Source organism: Bacillus proteolyticus, from assembly GCF_001884065.1.
Lineage (GTDB): Bacteria > Bacillota > Bacilli > Bacillales > Bacillaceae_G > Bacillus_A > Bacillus_A proteolyticus.
In genome coordinates, this window is record NZ_MACH01000116.1 from 48,985 (window position 1) to 68,046 (window position 19,062).

Sequence of the window (19,062 nt, forward strand, 5' to 3'; positions counted from 1 at the left end):
TATATGGAAAGGGAGCACCCCATTACGGTTGCTCCCTTTTTACTCTCTTATAACAGATGATGCAATTTGATATAAAAAAGACCTGACATATTATACGGATGTAAGCAAAAAAACAACTCCAAAATCCACTTTCATTATATAATTTGGAGTTGTTTTACGTTTATTCTATAGTTGTTTCTACAGTTAAATCTGTATAGGCATGTTCCTCACCTATATTTAAGATTACTTCACATTGACGTAATCTCAATTCAAAGAGCGTTATAGAATCATGATAGACTTCAGGATTTGATTTCATTTTATGTAATATCTCTTGTTTTTCTTGTATTTCTAAATGAGTATTTTCTATAGCTTGTTTCAAGGAGATAAATGGATTCCTAAAGAACATATTAATATCTCGCTCTTGCGTGTTTTCAAACAGCTCAAATTGCAAGAAAAATTTATTCATAATAGAAGCCGTTACTTCCGTATAATCTTCATTTTCTACATACTGTTTGTATTTGTTATATAGCATAGCTCTATTCTTTGGAAGAACTCCAAATAATTTACCGGCACTTTTCAGTAAAAATTGTGCTGGCGTAAATCGGCGTAAAATATTTACTTCTTCCATTTGTATTCTAGTCGTCATTCTATCAGTATCTCTGCGCCAGTCATCCAGTACTTTAAAGTCACATTCTAACTGTATTCGATTTTCTCCAAATAAAGAATTAAGTCCTTCACTGAGCTCTTCTAAGTACGATTGACTTTGAAGGAACTCAGTATTAGAAGTTGCAATCCAATTTTGCATAGAACGAGCAAGGTTAGGTAATACAGTTTGTTCTAAATATTTGTGCACTCTTTCGTTCATCGCTGTATTTAGTTCCGTATCAATGTGTCCGAAATCGCTTTCTTCACTAATTAAATCGGAACAACTCTGCAATAGTTTCGGAATATGTTCTGTAAGATCATTAGTAATTTCGTTTTTCATTGTACGATATGATTCTGTAATGAAATGAATTTTTTCCTTCTCAAATGCAGTAAGGTTATTAATGCTACCATTTAGTTTAACTAACATATCCTCATTCCACTTAATAGCATCCACTATATTGTTTTCCTTCTCAACACGCTTATCCAAAAGATATGTAATTGTTTTTCGAATGAAAAACACTAACTTTTCAGTACGTTCTGCATCGATATTTTTATGGTTAAAGTTAAAACGAATAAACTCAGTTAAATCATTTAGTTGTTGACTACTTGTATATAACGAAGAGTAAGGGAAAATTCTCGCATGCGGGAAATATGCGTTTATTCTCGCTTGCGTATCATGTAAAACCCTTTTTATTTCTGCTTCACTGTAAATGTTATCGATTTTATTTAACAAGAAATGAATTTGTAGATTTGGTGTATGTTCTTGAATACCTAATAGAATATCACGTTCTTTATCAGTAAAAGGTGAATCCGCATTCAATACGAACAATAATTCATCTACCGAATTTAAATATTCAAATATCTCATCCCTAGTATCGTTATTCCTATTAAATCCAGGTGTAACTACGAATGTAAGTTTATTTTTACTTAAAAATCTGCATGGTAATTTAAATTCAACACATGCTCTATCTCTATATGTTTGATGGTGCACTGCCATCATATTATGGTAATCATAGAAATTTTCAGTTGTTGTAATGGCTGAATCTGTTATAGCGTTAATTTCTGTATGGGCATCATTTTTTAAAACTACTACATTTGAGATTGAGTTTTCTAATATATTTTCTCCTAATATAGAGTTAATAAATGCAGTTTTTCCGTTTCCTGACGTTCCCGTTACTAAAATACGATTTGTTTTTAAATCTGCAAGCTCGCCAACTAACCATCTAAATCTGTGACCCATTTCTATTTCATGCTTTTGTGCCCACTGTGTAATAGATTCAAAAAGATGTAAACTATACTCTAAGCCATTCACATGATTAATAGAATATGACAGTAGGTCTTCCGCATGCTTTATATTTGCTGAATCTATTTTGGAAGGAAAAATCTCATTCCATGCCAATACAGCTGCTGATGGAAATACAGCATGAGACGGATTGACTACCTTTAACCAATTTGTTAACAGATTTGGAATGATATCGTGTAATTGTCTAAGCATATATTGACCTTGAATTAATTCAAAGTACGTTTCTTCGTAAAGAGAAGAAATTTTGTCCCATATATCGGACGAATGTATTTCGATATGTATGAAAAATTCATTTATTGTATTAAGCCATAATAAGTAATTTTGTTCATTTTTATAACTGTTCCAAAGTGATGAAACCATTTGCGTAAATTGCACTTGATCTACATTATTTAATGTCACTAATACTTCATAAAAATAATCTGGTGAAATATTTTTAGTAAATCCTTTATCGATATATCCTTTTAGCACCTCAAACCACGGATAAGATTCTGTTCGAATTAACTCATTCACAGCAAGCTCTACTGCACTATCAAAATCTTGCTGTTCCTCATAAAAGGAACGGGCAATGATTGTGACATTTGGATAATCAGGGTTTAAAGAAACCGCTTCTTTTATAACAGTGAAAGCTGAATCAAAATTATTCTGCTCGATGTAAAGAGAAAGTAATTGCAGTCCAATTTCGGTCATCAATATTTTATTATCAGTAGTAATGGAAGTATACACATTTTCAGCAACTGATAATCTGTTAAGTTCGAAGTAAGCATCCGCAATATTTTTTTGTGCCCATGGTGCTAATTCATTACTAACTTTCTCCCATTTAAAAATAGCTGCTTCAAAATCTTGATGATGATAATAAAATTCACCCTGTGCAAAACGAATATAAGATCCATCGGAAATTTCATTTTTTTCTTCATTTACATAAGCTTCTCCAAGTACTTGAAGAGGTGGTTGTGTTTCATTCTCCATTAGGAATGTTTCATAGTACATCTTTTTTATTAATTGTTTTTCTAATCTCATCTTTTCCCCCACCATATCTTGAAATTACATTTTTGAGATATGTCAATACTTTTTTGTATGTATGCTTTTTATCTTAACAAAGAATTCCTGTTGGAAAATTTCATTTTCCTTTCATTTTTCAAGTAAGATTGAATTTTTATGAGAAAAGTTGCAGTTTTTTTTCAATTCCCTTTCAGTTGTGAAACAACATTAAATGTTCCTAATAACCTAATAACAATATAATATTCCACATTATATTATCAGGAAAACTCCATATAAGTCATATTATAAAAACAATCTATAACGAATATATATGCATTGTTTACTTTACTGATAAAGTAAAACTTTAATCAGTGTGGGTGTCCATCCCCTACTGATTATTAGCCTATACCAATTGGGTGGCAGTTGATCTCCCACTTAATTTCTTTGCTTCAGCCGAATTACTTTCCTTTAAAATATTTCAGTAGTTATGTAATTAAATTCCTCTAACCTATATAAATAACTAGTCCCAAAAAAATCTATATGCATATCATGTTATAGTAAAGAATTTAGGAAATCCTAAAAAGGAGGCATTTTCATGTTTGAAGATAAATCTAAAATAAATTACCCATATGAATTTACAGAAACTACAACAGTTCCTCTAAAGAACCCCATTGATAAAAAATTCAAGAACGGCACAGATACACATAATTTCCCAATTAAAAAACACTACAAAGAACAGGTGCTCTATACTGAAAAAATTAATAATAATAATAAAAATAAATAATTGTATAGATCCTTGTAACAATGTGCCAAATAAGAATCTATATTAGACCTTGCATAGTTATGTTTTTAGTAATGTATAAATCTTTCTTATACAACTCATGTACTTTTAAAAAGTGCTGATATACAGCGCTTTTTTATACATAGATAAATTTAAGCTAACGTAGCCAAGAAATAAACTACTTACAATCTTAAGTATGATATGCTCAAATTTAAATAAACTGCAAAATTACTCCGCCATATTCTCGTTTAACAATTAATTCTACATATTAAAAGGGAGCAACAGTAAATGTTGCTCCCTTTTGAAACCTAGTTTTATTAACCCTACATAACCCTCTTAAACATCTTCTCCAACTCATAAGTAGAATGATGCACAAGAATCGGTCTTCCGTGCGGGCATGTATACGGGTTTGTTGTTGTGCGAAGTTCTTCAAGTAAAGCAAATATTTGATCGTTCGTTAAATATTGATTTGCTTTAATCGATGCTTTACAGCTCATCATGATGGCAGCTTCTTCACGCAACTTTTTAATATCTACTTTTTTTAGTTTAACAACTTGCTCCATCATTTCATCAATGATTTCTGTTTCTTGTCCTTTCGGGAACCACGTTGGGTGTGAACGGACGATAAAGGATTGATGGCCGAATTGCTCCAAGAATAGACCGACTTTTTTTAGTTCTTCTAGTTGCTCTTCGACACGTAAAAATTCAGTAAGAGATAAATCGATACGGTACGGTACAAGTAGCTCTTGTACTTCTTGCGCTACTCTCCCCACTTTATCACGGAAGTATTCATAATTGATACGTTCTTGCGCTGCATGTTGATCAATCATATATAGCCCATTATCATTTTGAGCGAAAATATATGTTCCGTGCATTTGTCCAATTGGATAAAGCGGTGGTAAGTCATTACCGTTCATTTCAATCTCTTTTATTTCGTGAACTTCTTCTTCCAATTCCTCTAATTCAAAATCGTCACCGTTGCTAGTCCATTCCTTTTCCTCTCGAACCGTTTCTTCTATTACCGGCTTAGAGGATGACTGCCAACTTTGCTCTTCTCTTACTAGTGACTGTGGTGGTTGCCATTCTTGCTTCGGCGATTGCCAAAGTTGTGCCGGCTGTTTCACAGTCGTTAGTTCTTCTTGCTTTTCATCCATACCAGTCGGTAAAACGATGTTAGGCATGGATGATTCTCTCGGTTTTGTATGCTCAAACTTGAACTGTTCTTGCACACTTTCATCTTTTTCTTTTTTCTTTGTTGTTACACCAGCATCTGGAATGAGTTGTATTTTTTTGAATGCAGCTTGCAATGTTTCTTCGATCAGCTTTAGCAACTCTTGTTCTTTACTAAAACGAACTTCTAATTTCGCTGGATGTACGTTAACATCAACAAGCATTGGGTCCATTTCAATCGATAAGAAGCCGATTGGGTATCGTCCGACTGGCAGTAATGTATGGTATCCTTGCTGAACTGCTTTCATTAATACAAAATTTCGAACGTAACGACCATTTACGATCGTTGACATATAATTACGAGACGCTCTCGTTACTTCTGGTAATGTTACATACCCTTTAATTGTGAAGTCTAAAGATTCTGCTTCAATTGGAATTAGCTTCTTCGCAACTTGAATGCTGTAAATCGCTGCAAGCACTTGTCTTACATCACCATTTCCTGATGTATGAAGCAATTTCTTTTCATTATGAAACAGCTTTAACGATACTTCTGGATGTGACATTGCAATACGATATACAATATCTGTAATATTCCCAAGCTCTGTATGAATCGTTTTCATATATTTAAGACGCGCTGGGGTATTAAAGAATAAGTTTTGAACTGTAATATCTGTTCCTTTTCGGCTCGCTGTTTTCTCTTGTTTTATAATGTCTCCACCTTTAATAATAAGGTGTGTACCAGGCGCATCACCTGTGCTTGTAATTAATTCCAATTCACTTACAGAGGCAATACTCGGCAGAGCCTCTCCGCGGAAACCGAGCGTTCTTATACGAAATAGATCATTTTCATCTTTAATTTTGCTCGTTGCGTGGCGTTCAAATGCAACGATACAATCTTCTTCTGCAATGCCATCTCCATTATCAATGATGCGAATTTTCGATAACCCAGCTTCTTCTAAGTGGATTTCAATAGATGTACTATTCGCATCGATGGAATTTTCCACGAGTTCTTTTACAACTGAGGCAGGGCGCTCTACTACTTCCCCTGCCGCAATTAAGTTAGAGAGTTGATCATCGAGTTTGCGAATTTTCCCCATCTACTTACTCATCCTTTCTTTAACTTTTTTTGTAAACGATACAGTTCGTTCATCGCTTCTAAAGGTGTCATATCGAGTAAATCAATTTTTTTAATTTGTGTAAGTACTGCCGTTTCTTTTGCATCTAGAACTAGCTTGTCTTGTTTTTCCAAAGACTTTTCTGCACTAAAGAAAGATAGTTGTGATTCTTCTTCAGTCTCTACTTTCGTTTCTTGTATTTCTACAGGTTCTTCTTTTACAACTACAGGTTCCGGAGCAACTTCTTGCACTTTCACTTCTGTGCGCTTTGGAATAATAATTTCTTCTTGTCCTTCTAGCTGCGCTAACACTTCTTTCGCACGAGCGATTAAGCTATCTGGCAATTCAGCAAGTTGCGCAACGTGAATTCCGTAACTTTTATCGGCCGCTCCATCTTGAATTTTATGAAGGAAAACTACTTTTCCATTCTCTTCAATAGCTGAAACATGTACATTCTTTAGTTGGTCTAAACTTTCTTCTAACACTGTTAATTCATGATAATGTGTAGAGAATAACGTTTTTGCGCCAATTTGGTCATGAATATGTTCAATAATTGCTTGTGCAAGTGCCATACCATCATACGTAGATGTACCGCGTCCAATTTCATCGAATAAAATTAAACTTCTTTCTGATGCATTTGCAATTGCATTTTTCGCTTCTAACATTTCAACCATAAATGTACTTTGACCTGAGATTAAATCATCCGCTGCACCAATTCTCGTAAAGATTTGATCGAAGACAGGTAATACTGCTTCTGTCGCTGGTACAAAGCAACCAATTTGTGACATAACAGTAACAAGTGCTAATTGTCTCATATACGTACTTTTACCAGACATGTTCGGTCCTGTAATTAAAAAGACATCCATCTTCTCCGGCATAATACAATCATTCGGTACATACAATTTCCCGTTCAATACTTTTTCAACGACAGGATGACGACCATCTTTAATAAAGATTTCGCGCTTAGTTGTTAAAACAGGTTTTACAAACTGCTCTTCTTCACTAACTGTCGCAAAGCTTTGCAGTACGTCTAGCTCACTAATTACTTTCGCTAAATGCTGTAATTTCGGAATGAATACTTTGACTTCTTCGCGAAGTGCTGTAAATAAATCGTATTCTAATTGCACAATTTTCTCTTCTGCTTCTAAGATTAATGTTTCTTTTTCTTTTAGTTCATCTGTTATGAAACGCTCTGCATTTGCAAGTGTTTGTTTTCGCTCATAGCGCCCTTCTGGAAGTGCCGCAAGATTTGCCTTCGTCACTTCAATGTAGTAGCCGAAAATACGGTTGTATCCAATTTTTAATGATTTAACCCCTGTAATATCACGCTCTCGTTTTTCAAGCTCAGCGATCCACGTTTTCCCGTTTTTACTAACGTAACGATATTGATCAAGCTTGTCATTATAACCGTCTTTAATAATATCTCCATCTTTAATAGAAAGCGGTGGGTTTTCTTGAATACTTCTTCCTAGCAATTCTGTTAAGCTCTCACATGGATCCGCACCTTGAATTAATCTAGCTGCATAAGCATTATCTAAAAGACTAATCGCTTCTAAAATAGCTGGTACTTGAAGTAAAGAACGTCTTAACTGTAATAAGTCCCGTGCATTTACATTACCAAATGCAACTTTCCCTGCTAAACGCTCTAAATCATATACTTCTTTTAACTTTTCTTTTAAATCTTCACGTAAGAAGTAATCATTTACAAACGTTTCAACCATTTCTAAACGCTCTTCAACTTTTTCTTTCTGAATAAGCGGACGTTCCATCCACTGTTTTAACATACGACCACCCATAGCTGTTTTCGTTTTATCTAATAGCCATAATAATGATCCTGTTTTTTCTTTTGTTCGAAGGGTTTCTGTCAGTTCTAAATTTCGCTTTGAATGCACATCAATTTTCATAAACTGGTTCGTATAATAAATTTCCACTGGTTGCAAGTGATCTAACGAACGTTTTTGTGTTCTTATCACATAGTTAAATAAGCGTCCAATCGCTTTAATTAACTTTGCTTGTGAAACATTTTTCACAAGCTGTTCTAACCCTTCCGGAATAGTTGTTGCATCTTCATACGAAATCGTCATTTTTAATGTTTCAGTTAATTTATTTAATTCATCTTTTGAAAATGTAGAATCTACAACAATTTCTTTTGAACCAGTTGCATACACTTCTAATAAAATATCTTCTACTGAACCCGTTAACAACGTCACTGTATTTTGTCCAGTCGTTAAGTCATTGCAAGCTAGCGCATAAGATCCATCTTCGAAATGTGTTAATGCTGCTAAGAAGTTATTCTCTTTCTCGTCTATTGTACGCCCTTCCATCATCGTTCCTGGCGTAATTAGTTGTACTACTTCACGACGTACTACACCTTTAGCTGTTTTTGGATCTTCCACTTGCTCACAAACAGCTACTTTATATCCTTTTTCAACAAGTTGTTCAATATAATTTTTAGCTGCATGATGCGGTACACCGCACATCGGTATACGATCACTACTACCACCATCTCGGCTCGTTAATGTAATTTCAAGTTCATGAGCTGCTTTAACCGCATCTTCAAAGAACATTTCATAAAAATCACCTAATCGGAAAAATAAAAAGGCATCTTGATAGTCTGCCTTAACCTTTAAGTATTGCTGTATCATAGGGGTATATTGCGTCATGTCTTTCCTCCATAATTCTTACATAATAATCTATATTCATATATGTCACACTTCACGGACACCCATATCTCCTATTTCAGGAGTCTTTCCTCATTATAGCACATTTCATAAGAAATCATGTTCATTCAGCACCACTTATGTAATGTAAAAAGCTAGGAAGAACTTCTCCCTAGCTTTCTATTACTCTTCTTCTGCATCGACGATAAAGTTCGGATCTAATTCTTCAAACTCATCATCATCGATTTGAAAATCCTCGTCTGATTCTACGCAACCTTCAGGATTTACACTTACACAAATTTTCGTTTCTCCAACTACTTCTGTTACAAATTCACGTTCTACCGTCACAACAATTTTATTACCATTTGGTGATACAAGAGCTTCTAAACAATTTGGCGGTTGAATTACACGAGCAATAATTTCTAAATCGTCACCCGAGAAGTTTTTATCACGATACCCAATGCTTACTTCGTCAGTGTAGTTAACACGCTCTGTTACAACTTCGGTCTTTGTGTTTCCATCAAATGAATACCAAGTGTTTACATCATAGAAACCTTCAATTTCCACATGTTTTCCATTCTTTCTCGCTTCGTACGAATGGTTAATTACCCAGCACCCTAAAATACTTGTTGGCTCATTATTCGATTCACATGTATGCGTTGACTTTGTATACTTACGTCCTTTTCCAACCACTGCTTTTGTAATAATCTCTCTAAATTCGGACATTCGTAACCCTCCTCAATCACTATTCACTTAATCATATGCGTGACAATAGCGGAATGTGTCATTCTTTTTTTGAGAAGAATTTACGTTATAACCCATAAAAAAAAGAGATGTCAATAAGACATCTCTTTAACAACCACAATTTCCTTTTTTACTTTCTACTGCTGCACCAGTTTCACCCTTCAACACATCGCCACCAGTTGAAGCTAATACTTCATCTGTTACATTGTTAGAAATCGTACTAGCAACTAGCTGCAGTAAATCATTTACATATGTTTGTGAAGATTTAAACTCCTGCACAACTGGGATACTATCTAAATTATCTTGAAGCGCATCAATTTCAGCTTCTACTTTTTTCAAAGCTTCCCATTTTCCATAATGTTGTAAGTTAACTGCTTGTTTTTGCAAAGCTTTAATTTCATCAATTGCTCGCTTTACATTTTCATTTTTATGAATTTGTGCTTCTGCTCGCTTAAAGAAGTCGACTTCTTCTGTTTCAGAGATCATTTTCGCTAATTCTTTCGCTTGCTCAACAATTTCATCTTTCGTATATACTTTCATCTATTATTTCACCTCAATCGGCTCCTTAACCAATTCCCCGTTAAGTGACCAAGTTTTTGCTTCCGTTACTTTTACTTTCACAAGCTGACCAATTAAAGATTTTGAAGCAACGAAGTTTACAAGTTTATTCGTACGTGTATACCCCGCAAGTACTTCAGGATTATTTTTACTTTCTCCATCAACTAATACTTCTACAACTTGCCCTATATAACGCTTATTCTTATTAACAGCATATTCATTCACTAGTGTATTTAAGCGTTGTAATCGCTCTTTCTTCACTTCCATCGGCACATTATCTTTCATTTTTGCAGCTGGTGTACCCTCGCGCGGGGAATAAATAAATGTAAATGCCGTATCAAATCCTACTTCACGATATAGCGACATCGTTTCTTCAAATTGCTCATCCGTTTCATTTGGGAAACCAACGATAATATCCGTTGTTAGGACTGCATTCGGAATCGTTTCTTTAATTTTTCGTACAAGCTCTAAATAATGCTCACGCGAATATTTACGCGCCATAATTTTAAGCATATCTGTACTACCAGATTGAACTGGTAAGTGGATATGTTCTACGAGGTTACCACCTTTTCCAAGAACATCAATTAAATGATCGTCAAAATCACGTGGATGACTTGTTGTAAAACGAATACGTGCGATATCGATTTTACGAAGTTCATCCATTAAATCGCCAAGACCATATTGTATGTCTTCAAAGTCTTTACCGTATGCGTTTACGTTTTGTCCAAGTAACGTAATTTCTTTATAACCGTTCGCTGCTAAATGGCGAATTTCTTTAATAATATCTTCTGGACGTCTGCTGCGCTCTTTTCCGCGTGTATACGGTACAATACAATATGTACAGAACTTATCACAGCCATACATAATATTTACCCAAGCTTTAATATCACCACGACGTACTTTCGGAAGGTTTTCAATTACGTCCCCTTCTTTTGACCAAACTTCAACCACCGTCTCTTTTGAGAACATTGCGTCCTTTAAGATATACGGTAATCTATGAATATTATGTGTACCAAACACCATATCTACATGCTGATTTTTTTGCATAATTTTATTTACAACAGATTCCTCTTGAGACATACAACCACATACACCAATTAAAAGATCCGGGTTTCTTCGCTTTAATGATTTTAAATGACCAAGTTCACCGAACACTTTATTTTCAGCATTTTCACGGATTGCACAAGTATTCAATAAAATGACATCGGCCTCTTCAGTTGAAAAAGTTGGCTCATATCCAAGTGTTGTAAAAATCCCCGCCATTACTTCAGTATCATGCTCATTCATTTGGCAGCCATATGTACGAATGTAAAACTTTCTTCCTGCGCCAAAATTGCGGAACTCTTCAGGTAAGCCAAAATCTCGTTCAATTTTAACTTCTTCTTTCCCACGCTTTTTTGCCTCTTTCAAGGAAGGTGGTTTGTATACACTTTCAAAGTATTTACTATAATCTTTCTCTTCTTTTTTCGTAGAGGAATTTGCTTGTTGACTTGCTAATCGTTGTTGCTCGTTCATCGGTAATCTCCTTTCACCCTTAACTATACACACTCTGTAGTCCATTTTAATGCGCTTAGACCCATCTCAATGATGTTAGATAGCTTGAGAGATAACTTGCCCTTTGAAACTTGAGTAATCGATCTAATCATCCGTAAGAATGAAGTCTTCCCCACACCAATAGACATTCCCTTTTTAGTATTTCACCTTGTCCTACCCAAAAGCATATTGCTTTATCCCTATACACATTATCATAGTATAGAGCCTTTAGCCAATTTTAACGAAGAAGCATTCTTATCCTATTTTACATTTTACAGTTAATGAACATGCTATTTCTATACAACGATTTATATATTATTTTATCATTCTGAATTTTCCAAGTAAACAAATCTATTCATTATTTTTATTCATTCAAAAAAGGTTGCCAAGTGGCAACCTTTTCTTTTAGCATTACATAAATTCAGCAACAAGCTCATCAAACATTTTCTGATCCATATTCAAATCAGCTTGCACTAAAGGCTTTTCGCTATAGTCTTTTACAAGCTCTTGGTAAGAAGGCTGCTTTGTATTTTGATAAATTAAACCAGTTACTAACCCGTTCTTTTCCATTAATGTTTGCATAGCCATCATGCGGTTAGATGGATCATATCCTTCTACTGTACTTAGTTTCGTTAAATTCTCTTTAAACCAATCATAAGTATTTACTTTATTGTAAGTAACACATGGACTAAATACGTTAATTAATGAAAATCCTTTATGATTAATACCAGCTTCAATAATTTGTGTTAATTCTTTTAAATCACTTGAAAAACTTTGCGCCACAAATGTCGCACCAGCTGTTAAAGCCATTTCCATAACATTTAGTGATGGTTCAATTGAACCTTGTGGTGTACTTTTCGTTTTAAATCCAGCTTCACTACGTGGTGAAGTTTGACCTTTTGTCAATCCGTAAATTTGGTTATCCATTACGATATACGTAATGTCAATGTTACGACGAATAGAATGGATTGTATGTCCCATACCAATCGCAAAACCATCACCGTCACCACCTGATGCGATAACTGTTAAATCACGATTTGCCATCTTCACACCTTGTGCGATTGGAAGAGCACGTCCATGAATACTATGCAAACCATATGAATTAATATAACCTGAAATACGACCTGAACAGCCGATACCAGAAATAACAGCTAGTTCATCTGGATTTAAACCAACGTTAGCTGCCGCACGTTGAATCGCAGCTTGTACTGAGAAGTCTCCGCAACCTGGGCACCAGTTCGGTTTTACACTGTTACGAAAGTCCTTAAATGTTGCCATTTAATACAACCCCTTTTTTGCATTCGTTGTAAATCTCTTTCGGTAAGAATGGGTTTCCGTCATATTTTAAAAGACTAGAAATTTTCTCACCATTACCAAGATTCATTTTCATAATGTTAGCAAGCTGACCAGTTGCATTGTTTTCTACTACCACTACACGCTTCGCTTTTTTCACAAGTGGATCGATTTCAGCTGTTGGGAAAGGATGAATTAAACGTACATGAGCATGGTTTACTTTCATTCCTTCTTGTTCCAAACGCTGCATTGCCTCTTCGATCGCACCACGTGTTGAGTTAAAACCAACTAGCAATACGTCTGCGTCATCATGCTTAACATTTTTATAAACAGGGGTATTAAACTTTAAGTTCTCCATTTTACGGAAACGTTTGTCCATTTGATTTTTACGGTTTATTGCTGATTCAGATGGTTTACCCGTTTCATCATGTTCTACACCTGTAACATGGTGAATACCATTTTTCATACCAGGTAAAACACGTGGTGAAACGCCGTCTTCTGTTACTTCATAACGTTTGAAGTATGCTTTATTTTCACGTTCTGGTAATTCTACTTCTAAGTCAAGCTTACCACGACGAATTTCCACTTTATCTAACGTAAGTGGTTCTACAGTTTGTTTCCCTAAAGAAAGCTGTAAATCTGTTAAGAAAATAACAGGCACTTGATATTCTTCTGCTAAGTTAAACGCTTCTACAATATCATAGAAAGCTTCTTCAACTGTACTTGGCGCCATTACGATTTTTGGAATTTCACCATGCGTTCCGTAAATCATAGCCATTAAGTCAGACTGCTCTTGTTTTGTTGGTAAGCCCGTACTTGGACCACCACGTTGTGTATCAATGATAACTAGCGGTGTTTCAGTAATACCTGCTAAACCTATTGCTTCCATCATTAAAGAAAGACCAGGACCAGCAGATGCAGTTAATGTACGAACACCAGCGTAGTTTGCACCGATTGCCATTGTACAAGCTGCGATTTCATCCTCAGTTTGGATTACTGTCCCGCCGACTTTCGGTAACTTTTTAATTAAGTATTCCATAATTTCAGATGCAGGTGTGATTGGATATGCAGACATAAAGCGAGCACCACCAGCTACTGCACCGAATGCGATTGCGTCGTTTCCAATCATAAACATGCGTTTCTTACCGTCAGCTTTTTCAAGCTGCATCATGTTTACTTTTTCACCAAGCAATTCTTTCATATATTGAGAGCCGCGTTTAATGGCTTCCATATTCTTTTGAACGACTTGCTCTCCTTTACGACCAAAGATTTCTTCAACAACCTCTAAATACGCTGTTTCGTCTAATCCTAATACCGCACTAGATGCCCCAACAGCAACCATGTTTTTCATTAGTGATGTGCCTAACTCTGAAGCAATATCTGTAAACGGTATCACATATAGATTTACATCTGTATTATCAGGTATTGTTGGATTAAATTTCGCATCCGCAACTACAATTCCGCCCGGACGTAGTTCGTGGAAGTTAAAATCAATTGTTTCTTGATCAAAAGCAATTAAAATATCTAAATCATCTGAGATCGCGCGTACTTCTGTTGTACTTACACGAATTTTATTATTTGTATGGCCGCCTTTAATACGTGATGAGAAGTGGCGGTAACCGTATAGGTAATATCCTAATCGGTTTAATGCAATACAGAAGATTTCCCCTGTACTTTCAATTCCTTCACCTTGTTGGCCTCCAACTTTCCATGAAAGTTGACTAATCATCTCCTACACCCCTTTTGGCTGCATTCATTGTAGTGTATTTTTTTACAGTATTAGTTTAGCATTTTTTATACAAATAAACTACAATGGACGCAAATTATGCCTCTTCTGATTTCCCTGAATCTTTAGTATAAAGCTATTTCGTTTACCATTCTAGTATTAGGTCTTAAAAAAATCAATAAATTCAAGTGGGTTTATTTTAATTTTTCTGAATTTTTAAAACACAACCTTTAGAACGTTACACAGTCAACAAAATTTTTATACAAAAATCGATCTACAGTTGATTCACTATACTTTTTACACAGGTGATTAATTATATTTTCATAATCCCTATATGCTTCTACACCTACAACGGTTTCTAAAATCCCATCAAAATCAGAACCGAATCCTATATTTTTTTCTCCACCTAATGAACAAATATGTTCCACATGTCTTAATATATCTGCTATATTCGCTTGTCTTTCATTCGTTAAAAACTGCGGTACGAATGTAATACCAATAATGCTATTTTTCTTTATGAGAGCTCTTATTTGTTCATCGGTTAAATTGCGTGGATGCCCACAAAGTTGATAACAGTTTGAGTGCGATGCAATTGGGTTTTTAGCTATTTCTATACCATCCCAAAAGCTTCTTTCATTTAAATGAGACACATCGGTCCATAAATCTAACATATTAAGTTCTTGTACAACTTGTCTACCAAATGTAGTTAAACCTGCACCACGTGTCTCTAGCGCCCCATCAGCTAATAAATTAGCATAGTTCCATGTTAATCCAAAGGAACGTACACCTAAGCGATAAAACAAACGTAATCTCATCGCTTCTTTTCCAATCGCTTCGCATCCTTCTAATGTTAATAACGCTCCAATCTCGTCCTGTTTTAGCATGTTAATATCGTTTTTTGTCTGAATAAACTTCATTCCTGGTAGCGATAGAATTTCACTATGAAAAATATCTATCATTTGCAGTGCAACTTCAAAGCGCTTTTCATACGCTACTGTTTCTGGTACATATATCGCGAAGCATTGTATACTTCCTTTTCTTTTCTTTAATTGTTCAAATGTAATATGTAATTGTGAATCGTTTTGAAAGTCTTTTTTTCCCTTTGCACTCCATAACTGAAAGAGTACATCGCAATGAGCATCAAAAATTTTCATATTCATTCCTCCACTATAAAAACAACCTGTTTGCATACATGCAAACAGGTTGTTTTAACTTAACGAGGTTCTACAATTAATTTTATCGCTGTACGCTCTTCGCCATCAATCATAATATCTGTAAACGCTGGGATACAAATCAGATCCAAACCACTAGGCGCTACAAATCCTCTTGCAATTGCTACTGCCTTTACCGCTTGGTTCAATGCACCTGCACCAATAGCTTGAATTTCTGCTGTTCCGCGTTCGCGAATAACACCTGCAAGTGCACCAGCTACAGAATTAGGGACCGACGTTGCTTTAACTTTTAATATTTCCATTCCGCGTTTCCTCCTCGTTTTTATAAAAAGTAATAGCAATTATTTCACTTTAACTTATATTCACGAGGAATGGCACGTATTCCTGCTAAATTTCTGTAATTTTTCTAAAAAATTAAAATATAATGACTTCTCTAACTTTTCGTTAAAAATTACTCAAAAAACGGCTGATCATCATTAATTAAAATGCGTTCAATTTTCTTCGCTTTCCCTGTATTTGGATCCACATCGATTAAAACTGCACTTAATTGCGTTCTGCCATTCGTTACTTCAAAACGTACTGGTAAGTTCGTTAAAAACTTCTTCAATACCGCTTCGCGATCCATACCTAAAATACCATCATACGGTCCTGTCATACCAACATCTGTAATATAAGCTGTTCCGCTTGGTAAAATACGATTATCAGCTGTAGGAACGTGTGTATGTGTACCTACTACAGCTGTAGCACGACCATCTACGTACCAACCTAACGCCTGCTTCTCACTTGTTGTTTCAGCATGAAAATCAACAAAGATAATATTCGTACGTTTTTTTGCAATATTGATTAATTCATCCACTTTACGGAATGGACAATCAATTGGAGGAAGGAAAGTACGTCCTTGTAAGTTAATTACCGCAACTTCTGTTCCGTTACAGTTCACAAAGATAAGACCTTTTCCTGGCGTTCCTTCTGGGAAGTTAGCTGGTCTTGCAAGATATTTAGCATCATCAATAAATTCAAATACTTCACGATTATCCCAAGCATGGTTTCCAAGCGTAACTGCCTGTGCCCCGCACTCCAAAAAGTTTCGATATATTTTTTCCGTAATTCCACGTCCACCCGCAGCATTTTCTCCATTAATGATTGTTACTGTAGGTGTATATTTTTTCTTTAATGCCGGTACGTACTGTTGAATCATGTCTCTACCAGGAGATCCTACTACATCCCCAACAAATAATATTCTCATATGTCTTACCCTTTCTATGTACTACATTTTTTATTACCTTACTCTAACAAGCAATTTCCTTATAATATTAAAATTTTACCTATTATAAGTTTCTTTCACTTGCATACTTCTCATAAATAATTTTCTTTATTTTACCCAATTCCAACACAAAAAAATAAAGTGGTGTTTCACCACTTTATTTTGCGTATTCCACTGCACGTGTTTCACGAATAACAGTAACTTTAATATGTCCTGGATAATCCAGTTCATTTTCAATACGTTTTCGAATATCACGAGCTAAACGATGAGCTTCTAAATCATCAATTGTATCCGGTTTTACCAGAATACGAACTTCACGTCCTGCTTGAATTGCGAAAGATTTTTCTACGCCTTCATAAGACTCTGAAATTTCTTCTAACTTTTCAAGACGACGAATGTAGTTCTCAAGTGTTTCACTACGAGCTCCCGGTCTTGCAGCTGATAATGCATCTGCTGCTGCAACTAGAACTGCAATGATAGAAGTTGGTTCTGTGTCACCATGGTGAGATGCGATACTGTTTATTACAACAGGGTGCTCTTTATATTTCGTTGCGAGTTCAACACCAATTTCAACGTGGCTACCTTCTACTTCATGATCAATTGCTTTTCCGATATCATGTAATAGACCAGCACGTCTTGCTAGTTTTTCATCCTCACCAAGCTCCGCTGCCATAAGTCCAGTTAAATATGCAACTTCCATAGAGTGTTTTAAGACGTTTTGTCCATAACTTGTACGGTATTTTAAACGACCTAAAATCTTAATTAAATCTGGATGTAAGCCATGAACACCCACTTCAAACGTTGTTTGCTCTCCGACTTCACGAATATACTCGTCCACTTCACGTCTTGATTTTTCGACCATCTCTTCAATACGCGCTGGGTGAATACGTCCGTCCTGTACTAGTTTATCAAGAGCGATACGAGCTGTTTCACGACGAATCGGATCGAATCCAGATAGAATTACCGCTTCTGGTGTATCATCGATAATAAGGTCAATACCTGTTAACGTTTCTAGCGTACGAATATTACGACCTTCACGTCCGATAATACGTCCCTTCATTTCGTCGTTTGGAAGATTTACAACCGAAACGGTTGTTTCAGCAACATGATCAGCTGCACATCTTTGCATTGCAAGAGATAAAATCTCTTTTGCTTTCTTATCCGCTTCTTCTTTCGCACGAACTTCACTTTCTTTTACCATAACGGCAATTTCATGAGAAACTTCACTTTCTACTTTACCAAGAATAATTGCTTTCGCTTGTTCGCGTGTCAGATTGGAAATGCGCTCTAATTCTGTTTGTTGCTTTTGAACTAACTCTCCCACTTTGCTTTCCAACTCTTCAATCTGTTGTTGTTTCGCTACAAGAGAATCCTCTTTCTTTTCCAACTGTTGCTCGCGCTTATCGAGCGTTTCGTCTTTACGATCAAGGTTCTCTTCTCTTTGCATTAAACGATTTTCTTGTTTTTGTAATTCGCTTCTACGGTCACGAATTTCTAATTCAGCTTCTGTACGAAGTGTATGAATTTCATCCTTTGCTTCTAAAAGCGCTTCTTTCTTAAGTGCTTCTGCCTCACGATTCGCTTCGTCTAGAATACGTTTCGCTTCATTAGTTGCACCATTAATCTTCGCTTCAGCAATAGACTTTCGAACAAAAAAGCCAACAACTGCACCGACTGTTGTTGCAAGCAAAATGGAGATGAGTATCCAAACTGTACTACTCATGATTTCACCTCCCCTTGCTATGAATGAAAAAAGACTGTCGGCATGTACATTGAATAGCAACGTACAGCAAAGACCGTCGTCCCGCTTTTTTAAGGGACTTTCTTCATTTCACAATTAAAATGTCATATTATTATTTCGGCAAGATTTAAGTCTTACTCCGAATATTACTTCTCTTCTTGAGAAGAGTGTATCGTATATAAGAAAAAATATACATTCTCATTGTATCTATCGCAATTTTCATTGTCAAGCGTTGTCTACTTTTACTTTCTTTACCTTCAGCCCTGAATCTTATCTGAATTCGAAAAGTAGGTAGCATATTATCCTGGAAAACCTTAGTAAATTCCATTGTCTTCACGTAAAACATATAAATATTCCTCTTTACACATAGCCTTTTGGATAGAATAAATATTTTATCTCC

13 protein-coding genes are annotated in these 19,062 nt (G+C 35.5%); 1 reads left to right on the forward strand and 12 read right to left on the reverse strand.

Going from position 1 to position 19,062, the window contains the following annotated elements; translation table 11 throughout:
- Positions 1 to 160: 160 nt before the first annotated feature.
- Positions 161 to 2,944, reverse strand: coding sequence for a dynamin family protein (locus BAQ49_RS19795; RefSeq protein WP_071746746.1), 2,784 nt, complete (start codon positions 2,942 to 2,944; stop codon positions 161 to 163).
- A 556-nt stretch (positions 2,945 to 3,500) separates the two neighbouring features.
- Here BAQ49_RS19795 and BAQ49_RS19800 point away from each other — a divergent pair.
- Positions 3,501 to 3,689 (forward strand): hypothetical protein, encoded by a 189-nt coding sequence (locus tag BAQ49_RS19800; protein ID WP_071746747.1) that lies wholly within the window; start codon positions 3,501 to 3,503, stop codon positions 3,687 to 3,689.
- Positions 3,690 to 4,009: 320 nt separating this feature from the next.
- On the opposite strand, the gene mutL is transcribed toward BAQ49_RS19800, so the two are convergent.
- The 11 genes from mutL to rny form a co-directional block, all read right to left on the reverse strand.
- Positions 4,010 to 5,953: a DNA mismatch repair endonuclease MutL gene (mutL, locus tag BAQ49_RS19805; RefSeq protein WP_071746748.1), complete on the reverse strand. Its 1,944-nt coding sequence runs from the start codon at positions 5,951 to 5,953 to the stop codon at positions 4,010 to 4,012.
- 8 nt (positions 5,954 to 5,961) lie between these two features.
- Positions 5,962 to 8,634 (reverse strand): DNA mismatch repair protein MutS, encoded by a 2,673-nt coding sequence (mutS, locus tag BAQ49_RS19810; RefSeq protein WP_071746749.1) that lies wholly within the window; start codon positions 8,632 to 8,634, stop codon positions 5,962 to 5,964.
- A 180-nt stretch (positions 8,635 to 8,814) separates the two neighbouring features.
- Positions 8,815 to 9,357 (reverse strand): outer spore coat protein CotE, encoded by a 543-nt coding sequence (cotE, locus tag BAQ49_RS19815; protein ID WP_001288800.1) that lies wholly within the window; start codon positions 9,355 to 9,357, stop codon positions 8,815 to 8,817.
- A gap of 126 nt (positions 9,358 to 9,483) precedes the next feature.
- A complete protein-coding gene (locus BAQ49_RS19820; protein ID WP_071746750.1) occupies positions 9,484 to 9,915 on the reverse strand; it encodes a YlbF/YmcA family competence regulator in 432 nt (143 codons plus the stop codon).
- Positions 9,916 to 9,918: 3 nt separating this feature from the next.
- The gene (gene miaB / locus BAQ49_RS19825) at positions 9,919 to 11,448 is read right to left on the reverse strand and encodes a tRNA (N6-isopentenyl adenosine(37)-C2)-methylthiotransferase MiaB (protein WP_071746751.1); all 1,530 of its coding nucleotides are present in this window, start codon (positions 11,446 to 11,448) and stop codon (positions 9,919 to 9,921) included.
- A 429-nt stretch (positions 11,449 to 11,877) separates the two neighbouring features.
- Positions 11,878 to 12,744: a 2-oxoacid:ferredoxin oxidoreductase subunit beta gene (locus BAQ49_RS19830; protein ID WP_002088040.1), complete on the reverse strand. Its 867-nt coding sequence runs from the start codon at positions 12,742 to 12,744 to the stop codon at positions 11,878 to 11,880.
- A complete protein-coding gene (locus BAQ49_RS19835) occupies positions 12,731 to 14,488 on the reverse strand; it encodes a 2-oxoacid:acceptor oxidoreductase subunit alpha (RefSeq protein ID WP_071746752.1) in 1,758 nt (585 codons plus the stop codon). Before BAQ49_RS19835 ends, BAQ49_RS19830 begins: the two co-directional genes overlap by 14 nt.
- A gap of 227 nt (positions 14,489 to 14,715) precedes the next feature.
- Positions 14,716 to 15,639: a dipeptidase gene (locus tag BAQ49_RS19840; protein WP_071746753.1), complete on the reverse strand. Its 924-nt coding sequence runs from the start codon at positions 15,637 to 15,639 to the stop codon at positions 14,716 to 14,718.
- A gap of 59 nt (positions 15,640 to 15,698) precedes the next feature.
- On the reverse strand, positions 15,699 to 15,959 hold the full coding sequence (gene spoVS / locus BAQ49_RS19845) for a stage V sporulation protein SpoVS (protein WP_000404341.1): 261 nt from the start codon (positions 15,957 to 15,959) through the stop codon (positions 15,699 to 15,701).
- A 149-nt stretch (positions 15,960 to 16,108) separates the two neighbouring features.
- Positions 16,109 to 16,903, reverse strand: a complete 795-nt coding sequence (locus BAQ49_RS19850) for a 2',3'-cyclic-nucleotide 2'-phosphodiesterase (RefSeq protein ID WP_001221088.1) — start codon at positions 16,901 to 16,903, stop codon at positions 16,109 to 16,111.
- A gap of 175 nt (positions 16,904 to 17,078) precedes the next feature.
- Positions 17,079 to 18,644, reverse strand: a complete 1,566-nt coding sequence (rny, locus tag BAQ49_RS19855; RefSeq protein WP_071746754.1) for a ribonuclease Y — start codon at positions 18,642 to 18,644, stop codon at positions 17,079 to 17,081.
- Positions 18,645 to 19,062: the final 418 nt, after the last annotated feature.

What these genes read in the sequence shown, in the direction of transcription:
- BAQ49_RS19795 (WP_071746746.1), bottom strand. Translation starts at nt 2,944, where the DNA reads ATGAGATTAGAAAAACAATTAATAAAAAAGATGTACTATGAAACATTC.
- BAQ49_RS19800 (WP_071746747.1), top strand. Translation starts at nt 3,501, where the DNA reads ATGTTTGAAGATAAATCTAAAATAAATTACCCATATGAATTTACAGAA.
- mutL (WP_071746748.1), bottom strand. Translation starts at nt 5,953, where the DNA reads ATGGGGAAAATTCGCAAACTCGATGATCAACTCTCTAACTTAATTGCG.
- mutS (WP_071746749.1), bottom strand. Translation starts at nt 8,634, where the DNA reads ATGACGCAATATACCCCTATGATACAGCAATACTTAAAGGTTAAGGCA.
- cotE (WP_001288800.1), bottom strand. Translation starts at nt 9,357, where the DNA reads ATGTCCGAATTTAGAGAGATTATTACAAAAGCAGTGGTTGGAAAAGGA.
- BAQ49_RS19820 (WP_071746750.1), bottom strand. Translation starts at nt 9,915, where the DNA reads ATGAAAGTATATACGAAAGATGAAATTGTTGAGCAAGCGAAAGAATTA.
- miaB (WP_071746751.1), bottom strand. Translation starts at nt 11,448, where the DNA reads ATGAACGAGCAACAACGATTAGCAAGTCAACAAGCAAATTCCTCTACG.
- BAQ49_RS19830 (WP_002088040.1), bottom strand. Translation starts at nt 12,744, where the DNA reads ATGGCAACATTTAAGGACTTTCGTAACAGTGTAAAACCGAACTGGTGC.
- BAQ49_RS19835 (WP_071746752.1), bottom strand. Translation starts at nt 14,488, where the DNA reads ATGATTAGTCAACTTTCATGGAAAGTTGGAGGCCAACAAGGTGAAGGA.
- BAQ49_RS19840 (WP_071746753.1), bottom strand. Translation starts at nt 15,639, where the DNA reads ATGAAAATTTTTGATGCTCATTGCGATGTACTCTTTCAGTTATGGAGT.
- spoVS (WP_000404341.1), bottom strand. Translation starts at nt 15,959, where the DNA reads ATGGAAATATTAAAAGTTAAAGCAACGTCGGTCCCTAATTCTGTAGCT.
- BAQ49_RS19850 (WP_001221088.1), bottom strand. Translation starts at nt 16,903, where the DNA reads ATGAGAATATTATTTGTTGGGGATGTAGTAGGATCTCCTGGTAGAGAC.
- rny (WP_071746754.1), bottom strand. Translation starts at nt 18,644, where the DNA reads ATGAGTAGTACAGTTTGGATACTCATCTCCATTTTGCTTGCAACAACA.